Annotated in this window: 18 protein-coding genes and 1 pseudogene; 12 read left to right on the forward strand and 7 right to left on the reverse strand. The window is 72.6% G+C overall.

Annotated features, from left to right (window positions below):
• Positions 1-21: 21 nt before the first annotated feature.
• The gene (locus ACSNOA_RS29670) at positions 22-390 is read right to left on the reverse strand and encodes a tetratricopeptide repeat protein (RefSeq protein WP_436663057.1); all 369 of its coding nucleotides are present in this window, start codon (positions 388-390) and stop codon (positions 22-24) included.
• A gap of 107 nt (positions 391-497) precedes the next feature.
• Positions 498-1,259, reverse strand: coding sequence for an ROK family protein (locus tag ACSNOA_RS29675; protein WP_436663058.1), 762 nt, complete (start codon positions 1,257-1,259; stop codon positions 498-500).
• Positions 1,260-1,322: 63 nt separating this feature from the next.
• Here ACSNOA_RS29675 and ACSNOA_RS29680 point away from each other — a divergent pair, with 63 nt between their 5' ends.
• The 3 genes and pseudogenes from ACSNOA_RS29680 (at position 1,323) to ACSNOA_RS29690 (ending at position 4,269) form a co-directional block, all read left to right on the forward strand.
• On the forward strand, positions 1,323-2,960 hold the full coding sequence (locus tag ACSNOA_RS29680) for an ABC-F family ATP-binding cassette domain-containing protein (RefSeq protein WP_436663059.1): 1,638 nt from the start codon (positions 1,323-1,325) through the stop codon (positions 2,958-2,960).
• A gap of 38 nt (positions 2,961-2,998) precedes the next feature.
• A pseudogene (locus ACSNOA_RS29685) lies at positions 2,999-3,244 on the forward strand (hypothetical protein); the annotation flags it as partial.
• Between the two features lie 299 nt (positions 3,245-3,543).
• Complete coding sequence (locus tag ACSNOA_RS29690) at positions 3,544-4,269, forward strand: methyltransferase domain-containing protein (protein ID WP_436663060.1); 726 nt, start codon at positions 3,544-3,546, stop codon at positions 4,267-4,269.
• Positions 4,270-4,274: 5 nt separating this feature from the next.
• On the opposite strand, the gene ACSNOA_RS29695 is transcribed toward ACSNOA_RS29690, so the two are convergent.
• Positions 4,275-5,282 carry a LacI family DNA-binding transcriptional regulator gene (locus ACSNOA_RS29695; protein ID WP_436663061.1) on the reverse strand — a complete coding sequence of 336 codons (1,008 nt, stop codon included), beginning with the start codon at positions 5,280-5,282 and terminating at the stop codon, positions 4,275-4,277.
• Between the two features lie 145 nt (positions 5,283-5,427).
• Here ACSNOA_RS29695 and ACSNOA_RS29700 point away from each other — a divergent pair, with 145 nt between their 5' ends.
• Genes ACSNOA_RS29700 through ACSNOA_RS29720 form a run of 5 tightly spaced genes read left to right on the forward strand, consistent with a single transcriptional unit; the run spans position 5,428 to position 11,168 of the window.
• The gene (locus ACSNOA_RS29700) at positions 5,428-6,939 is read left to right on the forward strand and encodes an alpha-N-arabinofuranosidase (RefSeq protein WP_436663062.1); all 1,512 of its coding nucleotides are present in this window, start codon (positions 5,428-5,430) and stop codon (positions 6,937-6,939) included.
• Between the two features lie 41 nt (positions 6,940-6,980).
• A complete protein-coding gene (locus tag ACSNOA_RS29705; RefSeq protein ID WP_436663063.1) occupies positions 6,981-8,309 on the forward strand; it encodes an ABC transporter substrate-binding protein in 1,329 nt (442 codons plus the stop codon).
• A 6-nt stretch (positions 8,310-8,315) separates the two neighbouring features.
• On the forward strand, positions 8,316-9,281 hold the full coding sequence (locus ACSNOA_RS29710; protein ID WP_436663064.1) for a carbohydrate ABC transporter permease: 966 nt from the start codon (positions 8,316-8,318) through the stop codon (positions 9,279-9,281).
• A gap of 10 nt (positions 9,282-9,291) precedes the next feature.
• The gene (locus tag ACSNOA_RS29715; RefSeq protein ID WP_436663065.1) at positions 9,292-10,149 is read left to right on the forward strand and encodes a carbohydrate ABC transporter permease; all 858 of its coding nucleotides are present in this window, start codon (positions 9,292-9,294) and stop codon (positions 10,147-10,149) included.
• Positions 10,146-11,168, forward strand: a complete 1,023-nt coding sequence (locus ACSNOA_RS29720; protein ID WP_436663066.1) for a glycoside hydrolase family 43 protein — start codon at positions 10,146-10,148, stop codon at positions 11,166-11,168. The genes ACSNOA_RS29715 and ACSNOA_RS29720 overlap by 4 nt, the downstream gene beginning before the upstream one ends.
• An 86-nt stretch (positions 11,169-11,254) precedes the next feature.
• Here the strand turns inward: ACSNOA_RS29720 and ACSNOA_RS29725 are convergent, their stop codons facing one another.
• On the reverse strand, positions 11,255-12,766 hold the full coding sequence (locus tag ACSNOA_RS29725) for an amino acid permease (RefSeq protein ID WP_436663067.1): 1,512 nt from the start codon (positions 12,764-12,766) through the stop codon (positions 11,255-11,257).
• A 292-nt stretch (positions 12,767-13,058) separates the two neighbouring features.
• Here ACSNOA_RS29725 and ACSNOA_RS29730 point away from each other — a divergent pair, with 292 nt between their 5' ends.
• Together ACSNOA_RS29730 and ACSNOA_RS29735 are read left to right on the forward strand one after the other, a co-directional pair.
• Positions 13,059-14,717 carry a family 10 glycosylhydrolase gene (locus tag ACSNOA_RS29730; RefSeq protein WP_436663068.1) on the forward strand — a complete coding sequence of 553 codons (1,659 nt, stop codon included), beginning with the start codon at positions 13,059-13,061 and terminating at the stop codon, positions 14,715-14,717.
• 180 nt (positions 14,718-14,897) lie between these two features.
• A complete protein-coding gene (locus ACSNOA_RS29735; protein WP_436663069.1) occupies positions 14,898-15,440 on the forward strand; it encodes a phospholipase in 543 nt (180 codons plus the stop codon).
• An 85-nt stretch (positions 15,441-15,525) separates the two neighbouring features.
• On the opposite strand, the gene ACSNOA_RS29740 is transcribed toward ACSNOA_RS29735, so the two are convergent.
• Entirely contained in the window at positions 15,526-18,369 is a 2,844-nt protein-coding gene (locus tag ACSNOA_RS29740; protein WP_436663070.1) for an ATP-binding protein, read from the reverse strand.
• 282 nt (positions 18,370-18,651) lie between these two features.
• Positions 18,652-23,037, reverse strand: a complete 4,386-nt coding sequence (locus ACSNOA_RS29745) for a S8 family serine peptidase (protein WP_436663071.1) — start codon at positions 23,035-23,037, stop codon at positions 18,652-18,654.
• Positions 23,038-23,329: 292 nt separating this feature from the next.
• On the opposite strand from ACSNOA_RS29745, the gene ACSNOA_RS29750 reads away from it, so the two are divergent.
• The gene (locus ACSNOA_RS29750) at positions 23,330-24,334 is read left to right on the forward strand and encodes a LuxR C-terminal-related transcriptional regulator (RefSeq protein WP_436663072.1); all 1,005 of its coding nucleotides are present in this window, start codon (positions 23,330-23,332) and stop codon (positions 24,332-24,334) included.
• A gap of 2 nt (positions 24,335-24,336) precedes the next feature.
• Positions 24,337-25,320 carry a helix-turn-helix domain-containing protein gene (locus ACSNOA_RS29755; RefSeq protein WP_436663073.1) on the forward strand — a complete coding sequence of 328 codons (984 nt, stop codon included), beginning with the start codon at positions 24,337-24,339 and terminating at the stop codon, positions 25,318-25,320.
• A gap of 60 nt (positions 25,321-25,380) precedes the next feature.
• Here ACSNOA_RS29755 and ACSNOA_RS29760 read toward each other — a convergent pair whose 3' ends face one another.
• Positions 25,381-25,602, reverse strand: coding sequence for an FmdB family zinc ribbon protein (locus ACSNOA_RS29760; protein WP_436663074.1), 222 nt, complete (start codon positions 25,600-25,602; stop codon positions 25,381-25,383).
• Positions 25,603-25,616: the final 14 nt, after the last annotated feature.

Consider the following 25,616-nt stretch of genomic DNA (forward strand, 5'->3'; position numbering starts at 1 on the left):
GTGACCGTCGCCTACGGCGTTTCAGCGTCCGCCGCCCACCCGGGTCTCGACCCGGCGCAGGGCCGTGCGGTAGTCGTCGTTGCGGCTGTGCATGGCGGCCGCGATCCGCAGGTGCCGGAGCGCGTCGGTGTGCCGGTTCAGGCGCTCCAGCGTCCGGCCCAGCACGTGGTGCGCGTAGTGGTCGCTCGGGTCCCGGTCGACCAGCTCGCGCAGCTGCTCCTCGGCGCGGTTGAGCTGGGCGGACTGGAAGTACGCCCGGGCGAGCAGCTGCCGTACCGAGGAGTTGTCCGGTTCGGCCTCGACGATCGGCTCGAGCAGCCGGGCCGCTCCGGTCGGGTCACCGGCCTCGAAGAACAGGGTCGCCCGCCGGTACTCAGCCAGGAGATCCATTTCGACCCACCCCCTCGTCTCACGTCGTCTTTTCCCCGACGCTGGCACAACACCGCCGAATCGGCGAGTGTTCCCCCGGCGGCAGGGGGCGGCGGACCGCCCGCCGGTCAGGCCGGACGGGTGGCCGCCAGGTCCCAGGCGCGCACGCCACCCACGATGCCGGCCGTGTTCGGCACCACCACCACGTCGTCGCCCATCCGGGCGAGCTGCTCGGGGCGGATCAGGCGCGAGTTGCCCCCGCCCAGGTAGAGCCGGTCCCAGCGGAACACCGGCCGCAGCCCGTCCACCACCCCGCGGACCCGCCGGGACCAGAACGCGTCGCCGAGCCGGCGGCGTTCCGGCTCCCCGATGTAGGTGTCGTAGGTCATGCCCCAACGCACGGGCGCGTGCGACAGCTCCAGGTGCGGCGCGAGCACCCCGCCGTCGAAGAGGGCGGAGCCGAGCCCCGTGCCGAGGGTGAGCACGAGCTCCAGCCCGGTGCCGGCGACCACCCCGGCGCCGTGCACCTCGGCGTCGTTGAGCACGAGCGCGGGCACCCCGAACGCGTCGGCCAGCGCGGACCGCACGTCCCACCCGGACCACTCGGCGAGCAGGTCCGGGTCGATCTTCGTACGCGGCCCGGCCCGGGTGACGTAGTGCGGGGTCGCCACCACCACGCCGTGCCGGAGCATGCCGGGCATGCCAACGGTCACCCGGTCGGCCGGGGGCAGCTGGGCGCCGAGGTCGAGCAGGGTCTTGACGAAGAGCGCGGTCGGCAGCGGGTACGGCGTGGGCACGCGCAGCGGACGCGTCCGCATCGTTCCCTTCGCGTCCAGGACGGAGGCCTTGATCCCACCGCCGCCGCAGTCGATCGCCAGAGTGGTCACCACCCGTGCAGTGTGCCCCCTTCCGAGCGGGAACGGCGGTACCGGGCCGGATAGGCTCGCCTCCTCATGAGCGCCACGTTGATCGTCAAGGACCTCTCCGCCGGGCACGGCGACCGTCCGCTCTTCTCCGGGCTGGACCTGGTGGTCGCGCCCGGGGACGTGGTCGGGCTCGTCGGGCCGAACGGGGCCGGGAAGTCGACGCTGCTGCGTACCCTCGCCGGGCTGCTGCCCGTGGAGGCCGGCAGCGTGACGCTGAGCCCGCCCACGGCGAGCATCGGTCACCTGCCGCAGGAGCCGGACCGGCGTCCGGGCGAGACCGTACGCGGCTTCCTGGCCCGCCGGACGGGCGTGGCCCCGGCGCAGGCCGCCCTTGACGCCGCCACCGAGGCGCTCGCCGCCGGGGCGGACGGCGCCGACGACCGGTACGCCGACGCGCTGGAGCGCTGGCTCGCCCTCGGCGGCGCGGACCTGGAGGAACGCGCCGAGCAGGTCGCCGCCGAGCTGGGGCTCACCGTCGACCTGGACCAGGAGATGACCGGCCTCTCCGGCGGCCAGGCCGCCCGCGCCGGGTTGGCCTCGCTGCTGCTCAGCCGGTACGACGTCTTCCTGCTCGACGAGCCCACCAACGACCTGGACCTCGCCGGCCTGGAGCGGCTCGAGGAGTTCGTGACGGGGTTGCGGGCCGGCACCGTGCTGGTCAGCCACGACCGGGAGTTCCTGACCCGGACGGTCACCCGGGTGCTCGAACTGGACCTGCCGCAGCAGCAGGTCAACCATTTCGGCGGGGGCTACGCGGCCTACCTGGAGGAGCGCGAGGTGGCGCGCCGGCACGCCCGCGCCGACTACGAGGAGTACGCCGACACCCGCGCCGCCCTGGAGGCACGCGCCCGGTCGCAACGGGCCTGGATGGAGAAGGGCGTCAAGAACGCCCGGCGCAAGGCCACCGACAACGACAAGATCGGCCGGAAGTTCCGCGCCGAGGCGACGGAGAAGCAGGCGGCGAAGGCGCGGCAGACCGAGCGGCTCATCGAACGGCTCGACGTGGTCGAGGAGCCCCGCAAGGAGTGGGAGCTGCGGATGGAGATCGCCGCCGCGCCCCGCGCGGGCGCCGTCGTGGCCGCGCTCCGCGACGCCGTCGTACGCCGCGGCAGCTTCACACTCGGGCCCGTGAACCTCCAGATCGACTGGGCCGACCGGGTGGCCGTCACGGGCGCGAACGGCTCCGGGAAGTCCACGCTGCTGGCCGCGCTGCTCGGGCGGCTGCCGCTGGACGCCGGGCACGCCACGCTCGGTCCCGGCGTCGTCGTCGGCGAGGTGGACCAGGCGCGCGGGCTGTTCCTCGGGGACGTGCCCCTGATCGACGCGTTCCGCGCGGCCGTGCCGGACCTGTCGCCGGCGGACGCCCGGACCCTGCTCGCGAAGTTCGGCCTGCGCGCGGGCCACGTGCTCCGGCCGGCCGCGACGCTGTCTCCCGGCGAACGGACCCGGGCGGCGCTCGCTCTCCTCCAGGGGCGCGGCGTGAACCTGCTGGTGCTCGACGAGCCGACCAACCACCTGGACCTGCCCGCCATCGAGCAGCTGGAGTCCGCGCTGGCCAGCTACCCGGGGACGCTGCTGCTCGTCACCCACGACCGGCGGATGCTCGACGCCGTGGCCACCAACCGGCGGCTACGGGTGGACGCGGGGCGGATCGCCGAGGATTGATCCGTGCCTCCCGCCCGGGACGGGGGAAGAATGACCCCATGCTCAAGTGGGAGTACGCGCTGCTGATCCGGCGGCGGCAGGCCGCCACGAACGACCTCGGCTGGGAGGTCGTCTTCGTCTGGTACGGCCCGGACGGCTCGATGGTCGACGTCACCCCGTACGGGGACACCGCGCTGGCCCACCTGAACCGGGCGGGCGACCAGGGCTGGGAGCTGGTCGCCATGAGCGAGGACCCGTCGCTGCCCGGCAACAACGAGCTGCACCGTTACCACCTGAAGCGGCCGAAGCCGGCCGCTCCCCCGCCGCGGCAGCGGATGCGGATGGGGGGCCGGGCGCGCCGCGGGGTCGGGGGCTGACGCCTTCGGGCTTCGGGCTTCGGGCGCCGGGCTCCGGGTTCCGGGCGCGGCGGTTGTCTCCGGGGGGCGTGATGCCGCAGAGGCATATTTATGACTCTGCGGCATCACGCTCGCTCGGCACACCTGCCCCGGGCCGGCCCGCCGTTGGAACGGCGACGGGCCGCACCACCCGCCGTCGGCAGGCATATCGGACGGAGATGCGGGTAACGGGCGGCCGGAGGTGGCCCATGGTCGCGTTGGCACAGACCCCGCCGTCCGGCGACCGGCTGCGGGCGGTCGACGAGTTCCTCGCCGAGGCGTGGGCGGACGAGGCCGGCCACGACGACCGGTTGCACGGTCTCGCCGTCGAGGTGCGCTTCGACCGCGGGGTCGCGCACGTGACCGGCGAGGTCGCCGACCAGGCCGAGCTGCGGCTGGTGCGGGAGCGCATCGGCCGCCTCGCGGGGGTGTTCGGCGTCTGGTGCCGGGTCCGCGTGGGCGGGCACGATCCGGTGGTCGTCGACCTCGGTTGCGGGGCCACCAAGCAGTGGCCGGGCAACCTGGGGCTCGACATCTTCCCGGCGCCCGGCGTCGACGCCGTGGCCGACCTGTCCGGCTCGCTCCCGCTGGCCGACGACTCGGTCGACGTGTTCTTCGCCGTGCACATCCTGGAGCACCTGATCGACTTCCTGCCCCTCGTCGACGAGTGCCACCGCGTGCTGCGGCCGGGCGGCGTGCTGCACGTCATGAGCCCCTGGTGGGGGCACGTGAACGCGGTGGCCGACCCGACGCACGTGCGGCTGCTCGACGTACAGACGATCAAGGGCGTCTGCCTCCAGCGGCCCCCGGGCACGCCGCGCTGGTATCCCCTGCACGCCGGCTGCGACGGCGCGTCGATCTTCGCCGACCTCACGCCCGTCCCGGCCGACGCCGACCCACCGTCGAAGGCCCACCTGGCGCGCTTCTTCGACTGAGCGCGCTAGCGGCCCCGGGTGCTCTCGCGGGGCTCCAGGCGGTACGGGGCGGAGAGTTCGCGGGCCGGGGCGGCGGGGTCGCCGTCGATGCGGTTGGCCAGCAGCTCGACGGCGAGTCGGGCGATCCGCTCCTTGTCCGGGGCGATCGTGGTCAGCGTGGGCACCGAGAAGCGCCCGTCCTCGATGCCGTCGAACCCGGCCACGGCGACGTCCTCGGGGACGCGCAGGCCCGCCTCGTGCAGCGCCCGCAGGGCGCCGAGGGCGAGGGTGTCGTTGAAGCAGAAGACGGCGTCGGGGCGTACGCCGGAGGTCAGCAGGGTGCGCATGGCGGCCGCGCCGTCCGCGCGGTGCCAGGCCGGTGCGGGCGCCACGAGTGCGTCGTCGTAGCCGAGGCCGGCCTCCTCGAGCGCGACCCGGTAGCCGTCCAGGCGCAGCCGGGCGCTGGCGCCCTCCGGGGTGCGCTGCGAGCCGATGGCGGCGATGCGGCGCCGGCCGAGCCCGACGAGGTGGGTGGTGATCTCCCGGGCGGCGGCCACGTTGTCGATCACGACGTGGTCGGCGGGGCCGTGGTCGACGCGCTCGCCGAGCAGCACCATGGGCGTGCCGTCGAGGTTGGTGAGGTCGTCGGCGGTGAGCGCCAGCGGGCTGAAGATCAGGCCGTCGATGAGGTGGTCGGTGATGCCGGAGGCGACCACCCGCTCCTGCTCGCGCGCGCCACCGGTCTGGTCGATGAGCACCGTCCAGCCGAGTTCGGCGGCGGCCGTGACGACGTGCCGGGCCAGCTCGGCGAAGTACGGGATGTCGAGCTCGGGCACGGCCAGCGCGATGACGCCGGTGCGGCCCTTGCGCAGGTTGCGGGCCGAGAGGTTGGGGCGGTAGTTGAGCTCGGCGATGGCCTCCTCGACCCGGGCCCGGGTGTCGGGCCGGACGTGCACGTAGCCGTTCACCACGTTGGAGACGGTCTTCACCGACACCCCGGCCCGTTCTGCGACGTCCTTGAGCCTGTGCCGCACTCCGCAACCTCCCCGCTGCAACCACCGGCACTCTACCTCGTGAACAGGTCTTTACAACGTTGACTACAACGTTGTAGAAACCAGGGACACCGGGTGAGCGGTGACTACGGTCACCCGGCATCAGAAATGACGAAAGGTGACATTCGTGCGGACCGCGCAGCTCACGATCGACCCCGCCTTCGCGATCGGACCCGCCGACCGGCGACTCTTCGGCTCCTTCGTCGAGCACATGGGTCGGTGCGTCTACGGCGGGATCTATGAGCCCGGCCACCCCGAGGCCGACGCCCGCGGGCTGCGGCGCGACGTGCTGGACCTGACCCGGGAGCTGGGCGTCTCGGTGGTGCGCTACCCCGGCGGCAACTTCGTCTCCGGCTACCGCTGGGAGGACGGCGTCGGCCCGGTGGGCGACCGCCCGCGCCGGCTCGACCTGGCCTGGAAGACGATCGAGACCAACGCGTTCGGCCTGCACGAGTTCATGACCTGGGCCGACGAGGCCGGTGTCGAGCCCATGATGGCCGTGAACCTCGGCACGCGGGGCGTGCAGGAGGCGCTGGACCTGCTGGAGTACGCCAACCACCCGGGTGGCACCCACCTGTCCGACCTGCGGCGCAAGAACGGCGCCGAGGACCCGTTCGGGGTCCGGCTCTGGTGTCTCGGCAACGAGTTGGACGGCCCGTGGCAGGTGGGGCACAAGACCGCCGACGAGTACGGCCGGCTGGCCGCCGAGACGGCCCGCGCCATGAAGATGATCGACCCGTCGATCAGCCTGGTCGCCTGCGGCAGCTCCAACCGGCGGATGCCGACCTTCGCCTCCTGGGAGGCGACCGTGCTCGAGCACACCTACGAGCACGTCGACTACATCTCCGCCCACACCTACTACGACCCGTCCGACGGGGACCGGGCCAGCATCCTGGCCTCGGCCGTGGACATGGACAACTTCATCAACGAGGTCATCGCCACGGCCGACCACGTGGCGGCCCGGCAGCGGCAGAAGCGCAAGCTCAAGATCTCGTTCGACGAGTGGAACGTCTGGTACGAGTCCCGCCTCCAGGCCGACCTCGACCGGCGCGGCTGGGTCGAGGCGCCGGCGCTCATCGAGGACGACTTCACGGCGGTCGACGCCGTGGTGGTCGGCGACCTGCTGATCACCCTGCTCCGGCACGCGGACCGGGTCGGCGTGGCCTGTCAGGCGCAGCTCGCCAACGTGATCGCGCCGATCCGCACCCGCAACGGCGGGCCGGCCTGGCGGCAGAGCATCTTCCACCCGTTCGCGCTGACCGCCCGGTACGCCCGGGGCACGGTCCTGCGGACCGAGCCGGTCTCGCCGCGCTACGAGACGAAGCGGTACGGGGACGTCCCGGTGCTGGACACCGTGGCCGTGCACGACGAGGAGACCGGTGACCTGACCGTCTTCGCGGTGAACCGCGGCGACGCGGAGCTCGCGCTCGACCTGGACCTGCGCGGCATCGCGGGACTTTCCGGTCACTCCCACGTGAGCCTCGCCGCCGGGGACGACCCGGCGGCGACCAACACCGAGGCCGAACCGGACAGGGTGACGCCCCGGGAACTGAACACCCCCACCATCGACGCCGGCCGGTGCTCGGTGCGCCTGCCGGCCGCCTCCTGGAACGTGCTGCGCTTCGGAAACCGGCCCTGACCAGGCACACTTCAACCCGTCCCCCCAAGGAGAGATACGGCATGATCCACAACGAAATGAGCCGACGGCGGCTCCTCGGCCTCGGCATCGGCCTGGGCGCCGCGGCCACGCTGACGCTGGCCGGCTGTGGCGGTGGCGACGACTCGTCCGGCCCGGCGGCCGGAAACGGTGGCAAGGACTACACCGGCCCGAAGGTGGACCTGAAGCTGTGGAACGGGTTCACCGGCGGCGACGGTGAGATCTTCAAGACGCTGGTGAACCAGTTCAACTCCGAGCACCAGAACATCGCGGTGTCGGTGGCCACGTACCAGTGGGAGGACTACTACAACAAGCTCCCCGGCGCGGCCTCCAGCGGCAACGGGCCGGACATCGCGGTCATGCACATGGACCAGCTCGCCACCTTCGCCGCCCGCGGTGTGATCACCGAGCTGGACGACGTGGCCAAGACCCTGGAGCTGACCGAGGCGGACTTCGCGCCGACGGTCTGGAAGGGTGGCCTCTACAACAACAAGCGGTACGGCATCCCGCTGGACATGCACCCGCTCGGCTTCTACTACAACAAGTCGGTCATGCAGAAGGCGGGCCTCGACCCGAACAAGCCCCCGACGACCAGGGACGACTTCACGGCGGCGCTCACCGAGCTGAAGAAGTCGGGCGTCCAGGGCTTCTGGATCAGCCCGTTCCAGTTCACCGGCGGCATGTCCTTCTACTCGCTGGTGTACCAGTTCGGCGGCAGCCTCTTCGACGCCGAGGTGAACAAGGCCACGTTCAACTCGGACCAGGCCGTCGAGGCGTGCACCTGGATGGTCGACATGATCAAGCAGGGGCACTCGCCGTCGAACGTCGGCCAGGACGCCGAGTACCTGGCGCTGAAGAGCGGCAAGAACGCCTTCACCTTCAACGGCATCTGGCAGATCAACGACCTGAAGAAGAGCCCCGAGGTGCAGTGGGGCGTCGCGCCGCTGCCGCAGATCGGGAGCAAGCCGGCCGCCTGGGCGAACTCGCACAACTTCACGATCGTGAAGCAGCGGGCCAACAACGCCAACAAGATCTCCGCGTCGAAGGTCTTCATCAACTGGCTGAGCCAGCACTCCCTCGACTGGGCCAAGGGCGGCCAGGTGCCGGCCCGCAAGACTGTACGGGACAGCGCCGACTTCACGGCGCTGGCCGAGGTGAGCGCGCTCGCCCCCGAGCTGGAGTACGCGGCCTTCCCGCCGGCGACCCCCGGCCTGGGCGAGGTCCTCACGACCTTCTACAACTCCTTCAACGAGGCCGCGCTGGGCAAGAAGTCGCCCAAGCAGGCGCTCGACGACGGCGTGGCGAAGGCCAACAAGCAGCTCGAGGACAACCGCAAGAAGTACGGGAGCTGATTCTCCGTGGCGGACGTGATCGAGGTCGGGGCGGCGCGCGGTGACGCGCCGCCCCCGGCGGCCAGCGCTGCCCGCCGGCGCGCCTCGGCGGGCCGGACGGGACGGCTGACGCCGTACCTGTTCCTCGCGCCGTACCTGGTCCTGTTCACGGTGTTCGGCCTGCTGCCGATCCTGCTCGGGATCTGGCTCAGCCTGCACCAGTGGGACTTCCAGTTGCCCAACCGGCCGTTCGTGGGGCTGGACAACTACAAGGAGTTGTTCTCCAGCGACTCGGCCGTGTACGGCGACTGGTGGCAGAGCGTACGGGCCACGGCGATCTTCACCGTCCTGTCGGTGCCGCTGCTCGTGGTGGTGCCGCTGGGGCTCGCGGTGCTGCTGAACCGCTCGTTCCCGGGTCGGACGTTCTTCCGGGCCGTCTACTTCGCCCCGTACGTGCTGGGCGTCGCGGTGATCGGCCTGCTCTGGCGGTTCCTGCTCGACGCGAACCTGGGTCTCGTCAACCGGCTGCTCGGGGTGCTGGGCCTGCCGGCGGACACCCCCTGGGTCACGGACGTGCCGTGGGCGTGGATCTCACTGGTCGGCGTGACGGTCTGGTGGACGTCCGGCTTCAACGCCGTGATCTACCTGGCCGGGCTCCAGGACATCCCGCAGGAGCTGTACGAGGCGGCGAAGGTGGACGGCGCGACGGCCTGGGAACGGTTCCGCCACGTCACGCTCCCCGGGCTGCGCCCGGTGCTGCTCTTCGTCATGACCACGACGATCCTCGCCTCGGCGAACGTGTTCGGGCAGTCGTTCCTGATCACCCAGGGCGCGCCGGGCACGGAGACCCGCACCGTGGTCTGGTTCATCGTCGAGGAGGGGCTGCGCGACAACGACGCGGGCCGGGCCGCCGCCATGAGCATCGTCTTCGCGCTGATGCTGGCCGTGGTCAGCCTCGCCAACTTCCGCCTCTTCCGCTACCGGGAAGACTGAGGGGACTGCCATGACGACGCCCACGCGCACCACGGGCGGTTCGGCGACCGCGCTGCGCCGCGCCGGCCTCTACGCCATCCTGGTGATCCTCGCCCTGGTCTTCCTGACCCCGCTGGTCTGGATGGTCATCACCTCGCTGAAGACCTACGACGGCGCGCAGCGGATCCCGCCGACCTGGCTGCCCGATCCGATCTCGGGGTACGGCTACCAGCAGATCCTCAACAACTCGGCGAACCCGGTCCTGCGCTGGTTCCTCAACAGCATGCTGGCCGCCACGCTGCACTCGCTGCTGGTGCTGGCGACCGCCTCGATGGCCGCGTACGCCCTGGCCCGGATGCGGTTCCGCGGCCGCGGGGCGAGCTTCGCGCTGATCGTCGGGACGCTCTTCATCCCGCCGACCTCGCTGATCGTCCCGAACTTCCTGATCGTCGACACGCTCAACTGGATCGACACGCTGACCGTGGTGGTGGTGCCCGGCGCGGCCAGCGCGTTCGGGGTGTTCTTCCTGCGGCAGTTCTTCCTCTCCCTGCCCCGGGAGCTGGAGGAGGCCGCGGTGCTCGACGGGGCGAACCAGTGGCAGATCTTCTACCGGGTGGTGCTGCCGCTGTCCAAGCCCGCGCTGGCCACCCTCGCGGTGCTGTCGTTCCTGACCAACTGGAACGACTTCCTGTGGCCGATCTTCGTGCTGTTCAGCCCGGAGAAGCTGACCCTGCCGCCCGGCCTCGGCCTGCTCCAGGGCTCCTACGTGACCGACTACCCGGTGATCATGGCGGGGGCGGTGCTGGCCAGCGTGCCGGTGCTGATCCTCTTCGTGCTCGCCCAGCGGCACATCATCCAGGGCGTTTCCCGCAGCGGCCTGAAGGGATGACGGCCGGGTCACTCCGGCGACGTGGTGCGGCGGCGGTCCTCGCCGCCGCACTGCTCGTCGCCGGCTGCGGCGGCGACGACCACGGCGGTTCCACGAGTACGGGGAGCGACCCGAGCATGTTCACCAATCCGGTCATCCGGACCGACGCCCCCGACCCGCAGGCGATCCGGGTCGGCGACACCTGGTACCTGTTCCACACCAACGCCGGCGGCCACAACGTGCCCGTGCACACCTCCCCCGATCTGGTCGACTGGTCGGAGGCCGGCGACGCCCTGCCGGAACTGCCCGACTGGGCGGACGCGGGGAAGACCTGGGCGCCGGAGGCGATCCAGCTCGGCCCGGACCGGTTCGTGCTCTACTACACGGTCGCCGGCCGGGAGTCGGGCCGGCAGTGCGTGGGGCGCGCGGTGGCCACCGCACCGCAGGGCCCGTACCGGGACGACTCGACGGGGCCGCTCATCTGCCAGGCCGACCTCGGCGGGGCAATCGACGCGAGCCCGTTCCGGGACACCGACGGCAGCCTGTGGCTGCTGTGGAAGAACGACGGCAACGCCATCGGGGTGGACACCTGGATCTGGTCGCAGCGCCTGTCGCCGGACGGGCTGACCCTGGTCGGTGAGCCGACGAAGCTGCTCAAGCAGACCGAGCCGTGGGAGGGGACCCTCGTGGAGGGGCCGTTCCTGCACCGCCAGGACGGCAGGTTGTACCTGTTCTTCGCGGCGAACGCGTACGACCGGGCGGAGTACGCCGAGGGCTACGCGGTCTGCGAGTCGCCGAGCGGGCCGTGCGTGAAGGCGCCGGAGAACCCGATCCTGAAGACGAACGACGTGGCCTCGGGGCCCGGGCACGCCTCGATGGTGGTCAAGGATGGCCGGACCTGGCTGCTCTACCACGCCTGGCCCCCCGGCCAGGAGGGCAGCACCGACCCGGGCCGGCAGACCTGGCTCGACGAGGTCGTCTGGACCGACGGAAAGCCCGTGGTGAAGGGCCCGACCGGCACTCCCCAACCCCGCCCCTGACCGTCGACCGTGACGGTGATCATGAGGTTTGCGGCAAGTTCGATCTTTCAGATCCGCCGCAAACCTCATGATCACCAGGGTGGGGGTCAGCTGCCGGCGACCGGTTCGCGGGGCTGCGGGGCGGCGCCCTGTTCGCGGCGGGCCAGGCGGTTCTTCCGGTAGCCGTACCCGAAGTAGATGAGCCCGCCGAGCACCATCCAGGCCAGGAACCGCAGCCAGGTCTCGACCGAGAGGTTGAGCATCAGGTAGAAGCAGGCCAGCGCGGACGCGATGGGCAGCACCGGAGAGAACGGCACGGTGAACGGCCGCTCCAGGTCGGGCCGCTTGCGCCGCAGGATCGGCACCGCCACCGAGACCAGCACGAACGCGCAGAGCGCGCCGATGCTCACGAGGTCGGCCAACGCGGACAGCGGCAGCAGGCCGGCCAGCAGCGCGACACCGACGGTCATGATCGCCGAGATGCGGTACGGGGTGCCCCAGCGCGGGTGCACCTTGGCGATCGCCGGCGGGATCAGCCCGTCCCGGGACATGGCGAAGCCGATCCGGCCCATGGCCACGAGGTCGACCAGGATGACGCTGGTGAGGCCGGCGATGGCGGCGATCGAGACGAGAACGGCGGCCCAGCCGGCGCCGACCGACTCGAAGGCCGCGGCGATCGGGGCGCCCCGGTCGATGTCGGTGTACTTCACCATGCCCACCACGACCAGCGAGACGCCGATGTAGAGAACGGTCGAGACGAGCAGCGTGCCGAGCAGCCCGAGCGGCAGGTCGCGGCGCGGCTTGCGGGTCTCCTCGCCGAGGTTGGCCACCGCCTCGAAGCCGGTGTACGCGAAGAAGACCACCGCGGCCGCGCTGAGCACCCCCACGAACCCGAAGACGGATGGTTCCAGGCCGAAGATGGCCTGGGTGACCGGCTGCTTGATGCCGCCGTCCCCGCCGGTGGCCGGCTCGGCGGGCGGGATGAACGGGCTGAGGTTGGCGGCCTTGACGAAGAACAGGCCGGCGACCACCACGAACACGCAGATTGCCACCTTGACCAGCACCAGCAGGTTGGTGACCCGGGCCGATTCGCGGATGCCGACGATGCCGACCATGCCGAGGATCAGCACGATGGCGATCGCGCCGACGTTGACGACGCTGCCCTCCTCGCCGAACCAGGTGGTGGGCAGGTTGAGCAACTCGGCCAGGTAGCCGGACCAGCCCCGGGCGACCACCGCGGCGCCGAGCGCGAACTCCAGCAGGAGGTCCCAGCCGATGATCCAGGCGACGATCTCGCCCATGGTGGCGTACGCGTAGGTGTACGCGCTGCCGGCCGCCGGCACGCTGGAGGCCAGTTCGGCGTAGCAGAGCGCGGCGAGCAGGGCGACCACGCCGCCGATGGCGAAGGAGATGACGACGCCCGGCCCCGCGCTGTCCCGGGCCTCGATCCCGGTCAGCGTGAAGATGCCGGTACCGATGACGATGCCGATGCCGAAGCCCGTGAGGTCGAGCGCGCCGAGCCGTCTCTTGAGGCCCGGCCCGCCGTCTTCGCCGTCCGCCTCGCTCTGCGCGAGCACGTCCTTGATCGGTTTCGTACGCAGCACGGACACCGCGTTCACCCCTCCCACCGTGCGACCACCACCGTGGCGGCCGGTGACGGGCGTTGCTACCCAATACGCATCACCGCCAACCGCCACGCTCTTCGCGAATACGGGCATGGCCGGGAGCCGTACCGGACGGGCGGGACGGGGGGACATTCGATGGGACGGACGGACAGATCCGGCGCGGAACCCTTGCGCAGGGCGCGCGCCGTGTGAAAATTTCCTACCAGCGGCACATAGCCAACGGCGAATCTTGCCGCAGGCGCCGCGACGCCAGGACAACGGGAGCCCCAACGAAGGGACACACCCCATGAAGGCAACTCGGCTCGGCGCGGCCGGGCTCGCCGCGGCGCTGCTCGGCGCGCTCGTCGCCGCGACCCCCGCGACCGCCGCGCCCGACGCTGCGAGCGCTACCGCCACCACCGCGTGCACCACGGACCCGGCGACGCCCAAGCGACAGTTCCGGGCGATGTGGATCGCGTCCGTCACCAACATCGACTGGCCCAGCAAGGACTCCTGGACGGCCCCGGACCGGGTCGCCAAGCAGAAGGCCGAATACCTGGCCTGGCTCGACCTGGCCCAGAAGCTCAACCACAACGCCGTCGTGGTCCAGGTCCGCCCGACCGCCGACGCGTTCTGGCCCTCCGAGATCGAGCCCTGGTCGGAGTACCTGACCGGGGTCCGCGGCCAGAACCCGGGCTGGGACCCGCTGGCCTTCCTCGTCGAGGAGTCGCACAAGCGCAACCTGGAGTTCCACGCCTGGATGAACCCGTACCGGGTCTCCATGCCGGCTCCGGGCGGCGCGGGCGCGGACATCTCGAAGCTCGCCCCGAACCACCCGGTACGCCAACACCCGGACTGGGTGTTCGCCTACCCGCCGGCCGGGGTCGCCGGCAGCCGGCTCTACTACGACCCCGGCGTCCCCGAGGTCCGCGAGTTCGTGCAGACCGCGATGATGGACGCCGTCAAGCGGTACGACATCGACGGTGTGCACTTCGACGACTACTTCTACCCGTACCCGAGCGGCACCTACCAGGTGCCCGACGACGTCACGTTCGCGGCGTACAACCGGGGCTTCACCGATCGTGCGGACTGGCGACGGGACAACATCAACCTGCTGGTCAAGGAGATGAACGCCAGGATCAAGGCGGCCAAGCCCTGGGTGAAGTTCGGTGTGAGCCCGTTCGGCATCTGGCGGAACGCCTCCGCCGACCCGCTGGGCTCGGACACCACCGGCAGCCAGTCGTACGACATCATCTCCGCCGACACCCGCAAGTGGGTCAAGGAGGAGTGGATCGACTACATCGTCCCGCAGCTCTACTGGTACATCGGTCAGTACCCGGCGGCCGACTACGCGCGGCTGGTGCCGTGGTGGGCGGAGACCGTCCGGGGCACGAAGGTGCAGCTCTACATCGGACAGGCCGACTACAAGAGCGGCGACCCGGCGTACGGGACGTTCTGGATGAACCCGCGTGAGCTGTCCGACCACCTGACCCTCAACCGGTCCTACCCGGAGGTGCAGGGCAACGTGCACTTCTCCGCGGTGCAGGTGCGGGCCAACCGGCTCGGCGCCACCGACATCTACGCCACCGAGCACTACTCCCGGCCCGCGCTGATCCCCACCATGTCGCACCTGCCGGCGAAGCCGCTGCTCATGCCGGTGGTGACCCGCGCCACGCGGGAGGACGGCGCGGTCCGGCTCAGCTGGCGGCAGCCGGCCGACGGGGTCGGGCCGTTCGGCACCGCCGCGTCGTACGCCATCTACCGTTTCGACGGGGTGAAGCTGGCCGGCGCCTGCGACCTGGCCGACGCCGCGCACCTCGTGGACACCGTACGCGGCACCGGCGGCACGCAGTCCTGGGTGGACACCACGGCCGAGCCCGGCCACCGGTACACCTACTACGTGACCGCGCTCGACCGGCTGGCCAACGAGAGCCCGGCCAGCCCGCCCGCCTTCGTCCTGCGCTGACCCACGCGGACGCGAATGCCCCGGGGTGCCTCCCGCACCCGGGGCATTCGTCTGTTTCGACGCATGTCACCAATAGTCCGGGTCGGCGCAAGATCTGCGTCCATCGATTGATCGACACTGGTCGACATCCGGTGACCCGCCGGTAACTTCCTCGCACCGCACACCCCCGCGGAGGTCCCAGTGCCCAGACGTCTCGCCACCCTCCTCACCTCGGGCGCGCTCGCGCTGCTCGTCGCGTTCGGCCTCGCCTCCCCCGCCGCTGCCGCCGTCTCCCGCGAGCAGAAGCTCGCCGTCCTCTCCGGCTGGACGCAGACCAGCGCCAGCAGCTACAACGCCTGGAACGCGGCCCGCCTCAACAGGGCCGCCTGGTCCGAGTACGCCTTCGACTGGTCCACCGACTACTGCTCGACGAGCCCCGACAACCCGCTCGGGTTCACCTTCGAGCTCGCCTGCTACCGGCACGACTTCGGCTATCGCAACCACAAGGCGATGGGCGTGTTCGCCGCCAACAAGTCCCGCCTCGACAGCGCCTTCTACGAGGACCTGAAGCGGGTCTGCGCCACGTACAACTCGGTCGTCCGGCCGGCCTGCCTCAGCCTGGCCTGGACCTACTACCAGGCGGTCAGCATCTTCGGCTCGGTGGCCGCCGTCAACCCGGCCGACATCGAGCGCGCCGCCACGATGAAGGCCGACGCGGAGCGCCGCGCCGGACTGCGCGCCTGACCACGCGCGGGCCCGTGCCGCCGGCGCCGGCGGCACGGGCCCGTCGGCGGTACGCCACCTCGCCGGCACCCGGGCCGGCGCGTGTTCAGGCCCGCTCGGTCTGGCCGGCCGGTCGGCGCTCCGGCTCCGGCCCGGCCTGGCGGGGCGCCGTGCGGGTCGGTCCGGCACTGAACCGGGTGGAGTCCGCGGCCAGGTCCGGGTGTTCGACGTCCAGCGCCAGTTGGGCGGCCTCCTCCAGGCTCAGCTCGGCGCCCTCCCCGTACGCGTCGTCGAACGACGCGTCACCCAGGCGCTGCCGCAGCTCGGCCTGCCACTGCGACCAGTAGCCGCCGTAGATCCCGGGCGTGCACCGCAGGTGCGCGCCGGTCGCCTGGGCGGCGCCGAACAGCCGTGCGGCCAGGAGCTGGTCGCCACCGGCCGCACAGCGCACGGCGATGGCGTTCAGGGTGTCGCAGGCCCGGCCGTGGAAACCGTGAGCCATCCGCGACCGCAGCGCCACGAGCAGGTGCTCGTGCGCGGCGATCAGGTCCTCCCGGGCCAACGCCACCATGCCGAGCAGCATGTCGACCGAGCGCCGGCCGCGCTCCACCGGCCGGGCGGCCTCGACCGGCCGGGCCGCCCCGAGCAGCTCCGCCGCCTCGTCCAGCGCGCCGCGCCGCCACAGCAGCTCGGCAAGGCTGTAGACGGCGAGCAGCGCGTCACCCAGCACGTCCTCGCTGTGCGCCCAGTCGATGACCTCACGGCAGACCCGCTCCGCCTCGGCGAACTGGCCCATGTCGACAAGCGGCGCGGCCCGGCCGGCGAGCACCCGCGCCAGCAGGCCGGCGTCACCGGCCTGCCGGGCCGCCGCCTCGGCGCGCTGCGAGTAGCGCAGCTCCTCGGCGAACTCGCCGTCCGCGCCCGCGTGCAGCGAGTGCATGTGGTACGCGGCCGCCAGCTCGGCCTCCGGGATCCGCTCACCCGTCTCGGCGATACGCCCGTAGAGCCGGAACAGCCACAGCCGCCCCTCCCGGGCCAGCCCGCGCTCCCGCCACCACTGGTCCAGGCCGCCGGCCAGCCGCAGCCCCGCCGCCGCGCTGCCCCCGGTGGCGCACCAGCGCAGCGCCGCGCGCAGTTCGCCGGCGAGCGGGTCGAGGGCGTACAGGGACAGGGTGACCGGTCGGCCGTCGGGGCCGAGGTGCGCCCGCTCGAGGGCGTGCGCCGACCAGGCGACGTGCCGGTTCCGGGCGGCCTGCTCCTCGCCGGCCTCGGCGAGCCGCCGCGCCGCGTACGCCCGGATGGGGTCGAGCATCCGGTACGTGCTGCCCGACGCGTGCGGCTCGGCCAGCACCATCGACTTGTCCACGAGCACCGAGAGCGGGTCGAGCGGATCGTCGCCGAGCAGCCACTCGACCGTCGCCAGGTCCACCGGACCGGCGAAGACCGACAGCCAGCGCAGCAGCCGTGCCGCCCGCGGCCCGAGCGTCCGGTAGGACCAGGTGACGGTCGCCTGCATGGTGAGGTGCCGTTCGGTGGCGGAACGCTGCACGGCCCGGGTGGCCGGGGTGGGCGGCGACAGGCCCGCCGCCGCGGCCACCAGGTCCACGGTGTCCTGCTGGTTGCCCATCCAGCCCCGGTCCAGGGGCGGCGGCTCGGGGTCGTCCCGCCCGGCGTCGAGGGTGCCGAGCACGTCGTCGAGCCGCTCCGCGAGCTGCCCGACCGAGAGCACCCGCAGCCGGGCCGCGGCCAGCTCGATGGCGAGCGGCAGGCCGTCCAGCCGCTGCACCACGCGGCGCAGGTCGGCCGACTCGGCCGGGTCCGGCTGCCGCCCGCCGCGCGCCGCCGCCGTCCGGTCGAGCAGCAGGGCGATGGCGTCGCTCTCGCCTCCGTCCACGGCCGGCTCGACCGAGAGCGGCGGAATCCGCCACACCACCTCGCCGGGCAGGCCGAACGACTCCCGGCTCGTGGCGAGCACCCGCACGCCGCGACCGCCCGCGAGCAGCCGGGAGATCACCTCGGCGGAGGCGGCCGGCTGGGCGTCGCAGGTGTCGAGGAGGACCAGCATCCGGCGTGCGGCCGCGTACTCCACGAGGGTGTCCACCATGGGCCGGCCCGGCTCGGGGCGCAGGCCGAGCACGGCGGCGATCTCGAACGCCACCAGCCCCGGGTCGGTCACCGCCGCGATGTCGACGAACCAGACCCCGTCCGGGTACGCCTCGACCACCCCGCAGGCCAGCTCCACCGCGAGCCGGGTCTTCCCCGCGCCGCCCGCCCCGAGCACCGTGACGAGCCGGTGCTCCTCCACGAGCCGGCGCAGCTCGGCCCGCTCTGCCTCCCGGCCCACGAACGACGTGACCTGGGTGGGCAGGTTGTGCGCCACCGCGTCGGCGGTGCGCGGACGCGGAAACTGGCGCTCCAGGCCGGGCGCGACCAGCTGGAAGAGCCGTTCCCGGTCGTCGAAGCCGCGCAGCCGGTGCAGGCCGAGGTCGAGCAGCGAGGCGCCGGCGGGCAGCGGGTCGGCGCGGCGCGCCGTGGACGCCGAGCAGAGCACCTGGCCGCCGTGGGCCGCGGCGGCGACCCGCGCCGCGCGGTGCACCTCCGGGCTCGCGTACTCGCCGTCGCGCGGCTCGGCGTAGCCCGTGTGCAGGCCCATCCGCACGCGCGGCGCGGCCTCCGGAGTGGGCCAGTCGTGGTCGCTCAGAGCCCGCTGAGCGGTGAGACAGGCGGTCAGCGCGGCGGTCGGGTCCGCGAAGGCCAGGAAGAACGAGTCGCCCTCGGTCAACAGCTCCGCGCCTCCGGTGCCGGCCAGCGTCCGGCGCAGCAACCGGCGGTGCTCGCGCAGCACCGGGCGGTAGTCCGGGCCGAGCAGTTGGGCCAGCCGGGTCGAGCCCTCGATGTCGGTGAAGACGAAGGTCACCCACCCGGTCGGGAGCTGGATCCGTGCCGCCATGCGTCGACCTCCGCCCGTGACGTCGGATTCATGCTGCCCGAAGCCGTGCGGTCACGCATCGTGAGAACGGCCGGCCGGGCTCGGACTCAAGGTGCCACTCGGCATCGCCTGGGGCAAGGTCGGCCCACCGCTCGGTGGGTTCCCCGGCGCCGCGTGGGGCCCGGCGCCGTCCCTCAAGCGACGGTACGGCCAACCGGGGTCGGGACCCGTCGCGGGACGGGAACGGGCCAGCCCGGCCGGTCCGGGAGGATCGGCCGGGCTGGCCCGGGTGCCGCTCGGCGCTCAGCCGGCTCGCAACCCGAGGTCGACGGTGCTCCTGGCACCCCGGATCGTGGTCACCGTGGACGCCGGCTGGTAGCCGGGAGCGGTGACGGTGATCCGGACCGTCTGGTTCTTCGGCAGACGCAGCTCGTAGCGGCCGTCCGCGCCGGTCGCCGCGGTCCAACTGGCCGGGCCGCAGTCCGGCTGGTCGGGCTGCCGCTCGCCGCCGCAGACGGTCACCGTCGCGCCGGGGACCGCAGCGGCCGTCGCCGCGTCGGTCACCATCCCGCTCAACGTCGCCCAGGACGGCGGCGCCTCGACGTGGCCGGTGACGGCGACGGCGCGTGGGGCGTACGGCGAGTCCGTGAGCACGGCGAGCCGCGCGGCGTAGTCACCCGGCCGGGAGACCACGTCGCCGTCGACCCGGACCGCCACGCGGACCGATCCGCCCGGCGCCACGTCGAACTCGGTCCGGTCCAGCGACAGCCACGGCACGTCCGCCGCACCGCCGCAGTAGTCGTAGCCGGGCAGCGCCTCGGCACTGAGCTGCGGGTCCCAGAGGGTCACGCTGCCCCCGACCCGGTACGCCCCGCAGCCGCTGCCACCCCGGTAGGTGGGGTAGTTCACGTTGGGCAGCCGGCTCCACGCGTTCGTGAGCGGGTCGTACTCGATCGACTCGTTGGTGACCATGGCCTCCTGCAGGCCGCTGAAGAACTGCATCTTGTCGTTGGCGCCGCTCACGCCCATCGCCCAGTTCGGGTAGGGCAGGTCGGCGCCCCGGGTCCAGGCGCCGGTGGCCGGGTCGAACAGGTACGTGGACCGCAGCGGCGTGCTCGTCCGCCCGTCGTAACCGCCGGCGCAGACGACCCGTCCCGCGATCCCTGCGCAGCCCAGCCGGTCCGACTCGACCGGGTAGTCCGCGAGCCGGGTCCAGGCGTCGGTCTTCGGGTCGTACCGGTAGACCGTCCTGGCGCTCGTGGGGCAGCCGTCGACGCATCCGCCGACGACGTACAGGTGACCGTCGAGCGCCGCGATGCCGGCGGTGCTGATGGTCTGCGGCAGGTCGGCCGCCCGGCTCCAGGCGTCCGAGGCCGGGTCGTAGACGTACACGGTGCGGCGTTGCTGCTGGTCGACGCCCCAGCCGCCCACGACGTACATCCTGCCGTCGAGGAACATGCCCGAGGCTCCGGCGATCGCCTCCGGCGCGTCGGCGATCGGGCTCCACGCGAGGGTCACCGGGTCGTAGACGTACCCCTGCCGGGTCATCCCCTCGAGGAACGCGGTGGTCGTTCCGCTCACGGAGTAGAACTTGCCCGCGTCGGAGGCGGCGACGTTGTCGACGATCCGGGTCGGGTAGTTGGCGATCCTGGTCCACGGCCCGACGGCCGGGGTGGCCGCCTGCGGCGCGACCGCCGGTTCCGCCGGCTGGCCGGGCGGCGCCTTCGGCGGGGCTCCGCGCGGCGGCAGTTCGACCGCGATGCGCCGCAGCGGCGCGCCGGGCTGCCCGGCCACCCGCTCGCCGGACGGGTCGCCGTGGCCGACGACCTGCTCGCCCAGCTTCACGTGGATCGGGGCCTTCCCGTCGTTGCCGAAGGTGAGCGTGCGGGTGACGGCCTTGCCCATCCGCGTCGTGGCGTCGATGTTCTCCGCGCTGACCGTGAGGTGCCCGGCCCGCAGGCGCCAGTCCCGTACGGTGACCGCGTCCGCCGGCACCGCGATCCGCTGCTTCGCCGTGGTGTAGCGACCGTAGTCGACGGTCAGGGTCGGGTCGGTCCGCGAGGTGAACATCCAGTAGGCGCCGTCCGGCTGGTTCGGGTCCTGCGGCGTGGCCGCGCTGACCACGGGCTGCGCCGGGTTCGAGGTGTCGACCACCTTCGCGCCGTTGATCGGCTCGCCGGTGTTGTCGTCGCGCACCACACCGGTGACCAGGCCGCCGGGGACCGGGCCGCAGGTGCCGACCGTGACCTCGTCGACCTGCCACAGCGACACGTCGTGGCCCGTGTAGTGGAAGCGCAGCCGCACCTGCGACCGGTTGGCCGCCTGGGGCACCGGGATGCTCACCGGCGTGACGACGTTCTCGGTCGTCTTCCGCCAGATGGTGCTCCAGGTCGCCCCGCCGTCGAGGCTCAGGTCGACGTCCGCCTGCCCGCTGGCCGTCTCACCGAGGTAGAGCGCCTTGAAGGCGATCTGCGGCGCGCCCTGCGTGGACAGGTCGAACACGGGCGAGACCAGGTCGGTGTCCTGAGCCGCCAGGTTGGTGTGCCAGGGATCGGCGGCCGCGAAGTCCCCGGTGCCGCCGGTGAGGTTCGGCAGGCCCGGCGCGTCGAACTGCCAGGTGTGCCCGGAGTGGTTGTTGTCGGTGATCGTCCACCCCGCACGCTTCGCCGGGTCGGTCCAGCCCTCGAAGTCCGCCTGGAGCGGGTAGGAGTAGCCGGGCGCACGGCAGGACGTTTCGTCGATCTGCGCCCCGATGTCCTTGACCAGGGCGCCCTCGCCGACCGGCACGTCGACGGCGCTGGTCTGGTAGCCGGGGTAGAGCGGCGTCACGGTCAGGTGGTAGGTGGAGTCGGCGGGCAACGCCAACTCGTACCGGCCGGTCTTCGGGTCGGTGAACCAGGGTCCGGTCGGAAGGCCGGGGGCGCTGATGCGCGCGTAGAGCGGCCAGCCGTGCGCCGACCCGTCGGTCACCGTGCCGCTGACCGTCACCTCGGCCGTACGCGTCAGCGCGATGTCGCCCGTGACGGTCGCGTCGGCGGTGACGGTCGCCGTCGCGGTGCCGTCGCCGTAGCCGTACGAGCCGGCGGTGACCGTGTAGCGCCCGACCGACAGCGTCGCGGCGTAGCGGCCGTCCGCGCCGGTGGTGACCGTACGCTGGATCGGGCCGCTGATCCGCACCTCGGCGCCGCCGACCGGGTCGCCGGTCCTGGCGTCGGTGACGCGTCCGGTCAACCGGCCCGTCTCACCCCGCGGCGCCTGCCCGATCGCGGCATAGATGTCCAGCTTGCCCTGGCCCCAGACGTTGTTGTTGGCCGGCGTGCCGCCGCAGCTGGTGTCGTTCACGTCGACCGCGACCTGGTCGAGCAACGCCGTCGTGGCGGGGATGTCCCCCACGAGGTTCGGGGCGGCCGACCAGAGCAGGGCGATCGCGCCGGACACGTGGGGGGTTGCCATCGACGTGCCGCTCAACGCCCCGTATCCGCTGCCCGGGATGCTGGAGCGTACGTCCACGCCGGGCGCGGCGATGTTCGGCTTGGTGACGCCGTTGGCGCCCGGGCCGCGGCTGGAGAAGTAGCCGATCCGGCCGTCGACGTCGAACGCGCCGGCGCTGTAGGTGGTCTCGTAGTCACCGGGGGTGCCGGAGGTGTCGCAACCGGACTGGCCGGCGTTGCCGTTGGCGAACATCGGGAAGATGCCCGAGGCCCGCCAGGCGGCGACCACGTCGCTGAACCACGGGTCGCTCGTGGGGCCGTTGTCCGTGCCCCACGAGTTGTTCACGATGTCGGGCCGCAGGTCCGGCCGCGGGTGCTGGCCGGACAGGTCGGTCGGTGCCAGCATCCACTGCGCCGAGGAGAGCAGGGCGAAATCCGAACAGCCCCGCTCCTCGCAGCCCTTGGCGGCGATCCAGCGGGCGCCGGGCGCGACACCGATGCGGTTGCCGGGGCCGCCGTCGCCCACCATCGTTCCCATGGTGTGCGTCCCGTGCTCGTTGTTGTCGCAGGGGGCGAGCGACGGTGAGCCGCAGACCTGGGACGGGTCGTACCAGTTGTAGTCGTGCGAGAAGCCGGCCTCGCCCATGTTGCCCCGGTACGACTTCACGAGAGCCGGGTGGTCGTACTGCACGCCGCTGTCGATGCTCGCCACGACGATGCCCTCGCCGCGCGTGTGGTAGTCCGCCCACACCCGGTCCGCGCCGATCGCGTGGACGCCCCACTCCACCGAGTCGACGTCGGCGACCTCCTGCGCCTTCAGCGGCTCCGGCAGCGTGTACGTGTGGTCGACCTGGATGGTCGTGACCTCGCTCTCGTCGGCGAGGGTCTCGGCCAGGTCGAGCGTGCCCTGCGGGACGTAGACGGTGTTGGAGGCGTAGAAGGTGTGGAACTCGACGCCCGCCGCCCGCAGTCGAGCGACCACGTCGGCCTGGCTACGTTCGGCGGTCTTCCGCAGCGCCTCGACGACGGCCGCGCCACGCTGGTCCCAGTCCTTGACCGACGACGCCGCGGTCAGGTCGGCCCGGTCGTGCAGGCGCACCCAGAACGGCTGCACCGGAAGGCTCTTGAGGCTCGCCCGCAGCTCCGGCTGGATCTTCTCCGGCGCCGCGTCCGCGGGCTGCCCGGCGCCGGCGGTCACGGCCGTCACGCCGGCCACGAGGCCGAGCACCGCCACCAGTCCGAGAAGCTGGGACCGCATGCCCCGCCGGACGGTACGGGGGCTCACCGGACGCCGCCGCGGCGCGGACCGCCGGCGTGGCCGGTGGACGGTGGCGGGGACGGTTCTCTCGTTAACACGCTGCTCTCCTCCGGCGAGTCGACTCACGACCACGCCCGCCGCTGAGCGGTTCGGTCGGTTCGCGAGTGTGCTCCGGCACGGGCACCAGGACTCCGGCGAGCGCGCCTGCCGACGATGCCACCACCGCGGACCGGGCAGAAGGCACCTGCGGCGTCCGGATCACGCCACCGGCGTGAAGAGGCTGGACAGATCGATGACGCTGCCGCACCATGATCCGGTGCTCCAGATCATGGGGGTCACCGCTGCCGAGCAGGCCCTCTACGAGTGGTTGCTCGCCCATCCGGCGAGCACGCTCGACGGCCTCGAACTCCGGTGGGACGCCCCGGTCCGCCCGCTGCTCGGTCGACTGGAGGAGTTGGGGCTCGTGCTGCGGCTGCCCGGGGCGCCGGCGAGCTTCCAGGCCGTCGCGCCGGACGAGGTGGCCGAGGCGCTGGGCCTCACCGGCGAGCGCGCCCTGTCCCGCGCCGGCGCCCGCCGTGCCCGGCTGGCGGCCATCTTCCACAACGGTCAGCGCCGGCACGACGTGGGGGACCTCGTCGAGTTCCTGCACGGGAAAGCGGCGATCAAGCGGGCATTCGCCGACGTCCAGCTCAGCGCACACCGCGAGGTACGGGTCTTCGACGCCCCGCCCTATGTGGACGGCCCACCCCTCAGCGACCCGGTGGAGCCGGACCTGCTCCGCCAGGGCGTCCGTTACCGGGTCATCTACGACCGCCGGGGCCTCGACGACCCCGGGCGGCTCGCCGACTTCACCCTGGGGCTCTCCGTCGGCGAGGAGATCCGGGTGTCGACCGTGCCGATCAAACTGGTGCTCAGCGACCGCCCTCTCGCCCTGCTGCCCGTCGACCCGGAGGGCGTCGAGTCCGCCATGCTCGTCCGGGACCCGGCGCTCACCGAGGCGCTCGGGGCGCTGTTCGAACTCACCTGGGCACAGGGCGTCCCGATGCACGTGCGCGACGGCCACCCGCAGCTCGTGGAGGTCGGGGACGCGCCCTCGCCCGCCGAGGCGGAACTGCTGCCCCTGCTCGCCGCCGGGCTCACGGACGCGGCGATCGCCGCCCAGCAGGGCTGCTCCGAGCGTACGGTGCGCCGCCGGATCAGCACCATGATGCGACGGTTGGGCGCCGCGAGCCGGTTCCAGGCCGGTTACCAGGCCATCCGTCGCGGTTGGATCACCACCTCGGGAGACCCGGCCTGACCATGCAGCCCGACGGGAACCTCGGCGCGGCCGGCCTGGACGCGGTCGAGTCGGCGGCGTACGAACTCGTCGTCGCCCAGCCGGGCACCACCGAGGCGGGCCTCGGCCGGTCCTGGCTCCGGTCCGACTCGCTCGGTGACGCGCTCCGTACGCTCACCGCCGCCGGTCTCGTGCACATCGGCGACGGCGAGCCACCCACCTACACGGCCGTCGACCCGAACGTCGCGCTCGACGCGCCACTGCGGGCGTACGCCGAACGCCTGGCGGCCGCCCGCGACCACCTCCACCGGCTCGCGGGCATCCATCGGGCGCACGCCACGTTGACCGACCCGAACGCCGTGCTGGAGGTGGTCAGCGGCCGGACGGCGGTGCTCAAGCGGTTCGCCTGCCTGCAGCGCGCCGCCCGGACCGAGATCCGCTGCCTCGACAAGCCTCCCTACCTGGACGTCTCCAGCACGACGAGTCTCGGCGTGGAACCGTTACGGCGGGGCGCCCGGGCCCGGACGATCTACGAGCGCTCGTCGCTGGAGCAGCCGGGCGCGCTGCGCGGCCTCGAGCAGCTCGTCGCCGCCGGCCAGCAGGCCCGTGTGCTGCCGACGCTCCCGATCAAGCTCTACCTCGCCGACGATCGCTACGGCATGGTCGTCCGCCACACCGCCGGCGCGGACGTGAGCGCGGTCCTCCTCGGGACCAGCGCGCTCCTCGACGGCATGGGCCACCTCTTCGAGGGGCTGTGGCGCTCCGCGCTGCCCCTGCGACCGGCGGCCGCCGCGGCGCCGGCGGCGAATCACCGCCCCGTGGTCGAGCACCGGCGGCTCGTCGCCCTGCTGCTCTCCGGCCTCACGGACGAGGCGATCGCCCGCCAACTCGGCGTCGGCTACCGCACCGTGCAGCGTCACATCGCGGCGCTCATGGCCACGCTCGGCGCGCGTACCCGGTTCCAGGCCGGCGTGCAGGCCGCCCGTCGGGAGCAGGACCTCCCGTAGGACCCGGCGGCGGACCGACGCCGCGCCTTCCCGGCGGTCGAGCCGATCACATGCCGGTCGTCAGCAGCCGCACGCGCCGCCGCAGCAGCCGCCCCCGGCGGAGGCTCCGGCACCACCGGACGCGCCACCGCCGCCGCGACCCGTGACCGCGACCGTGGAGAGCAGCTTGACCGTGTCGAGGTGCCCCTGTGGACAGGCCGCCGGATCACCGGCCTGGACCATGGGGCGGTTGATCTCGAAGGTGTCGCCGCAGGCGCGGCAGCGGAACTCGTACCGGGGCATGGCACCAGGGTACG

It is taken from the genome of Micromonospora sp. URMC 103, assembly GCF_051386435.1.
In the GTDB taxonomy this organism is placed as follows: Bacteria; Actinomycetota; Actinomycetes; order Mycobacteriales; family Micromonosporaceae; genus Micromonospora.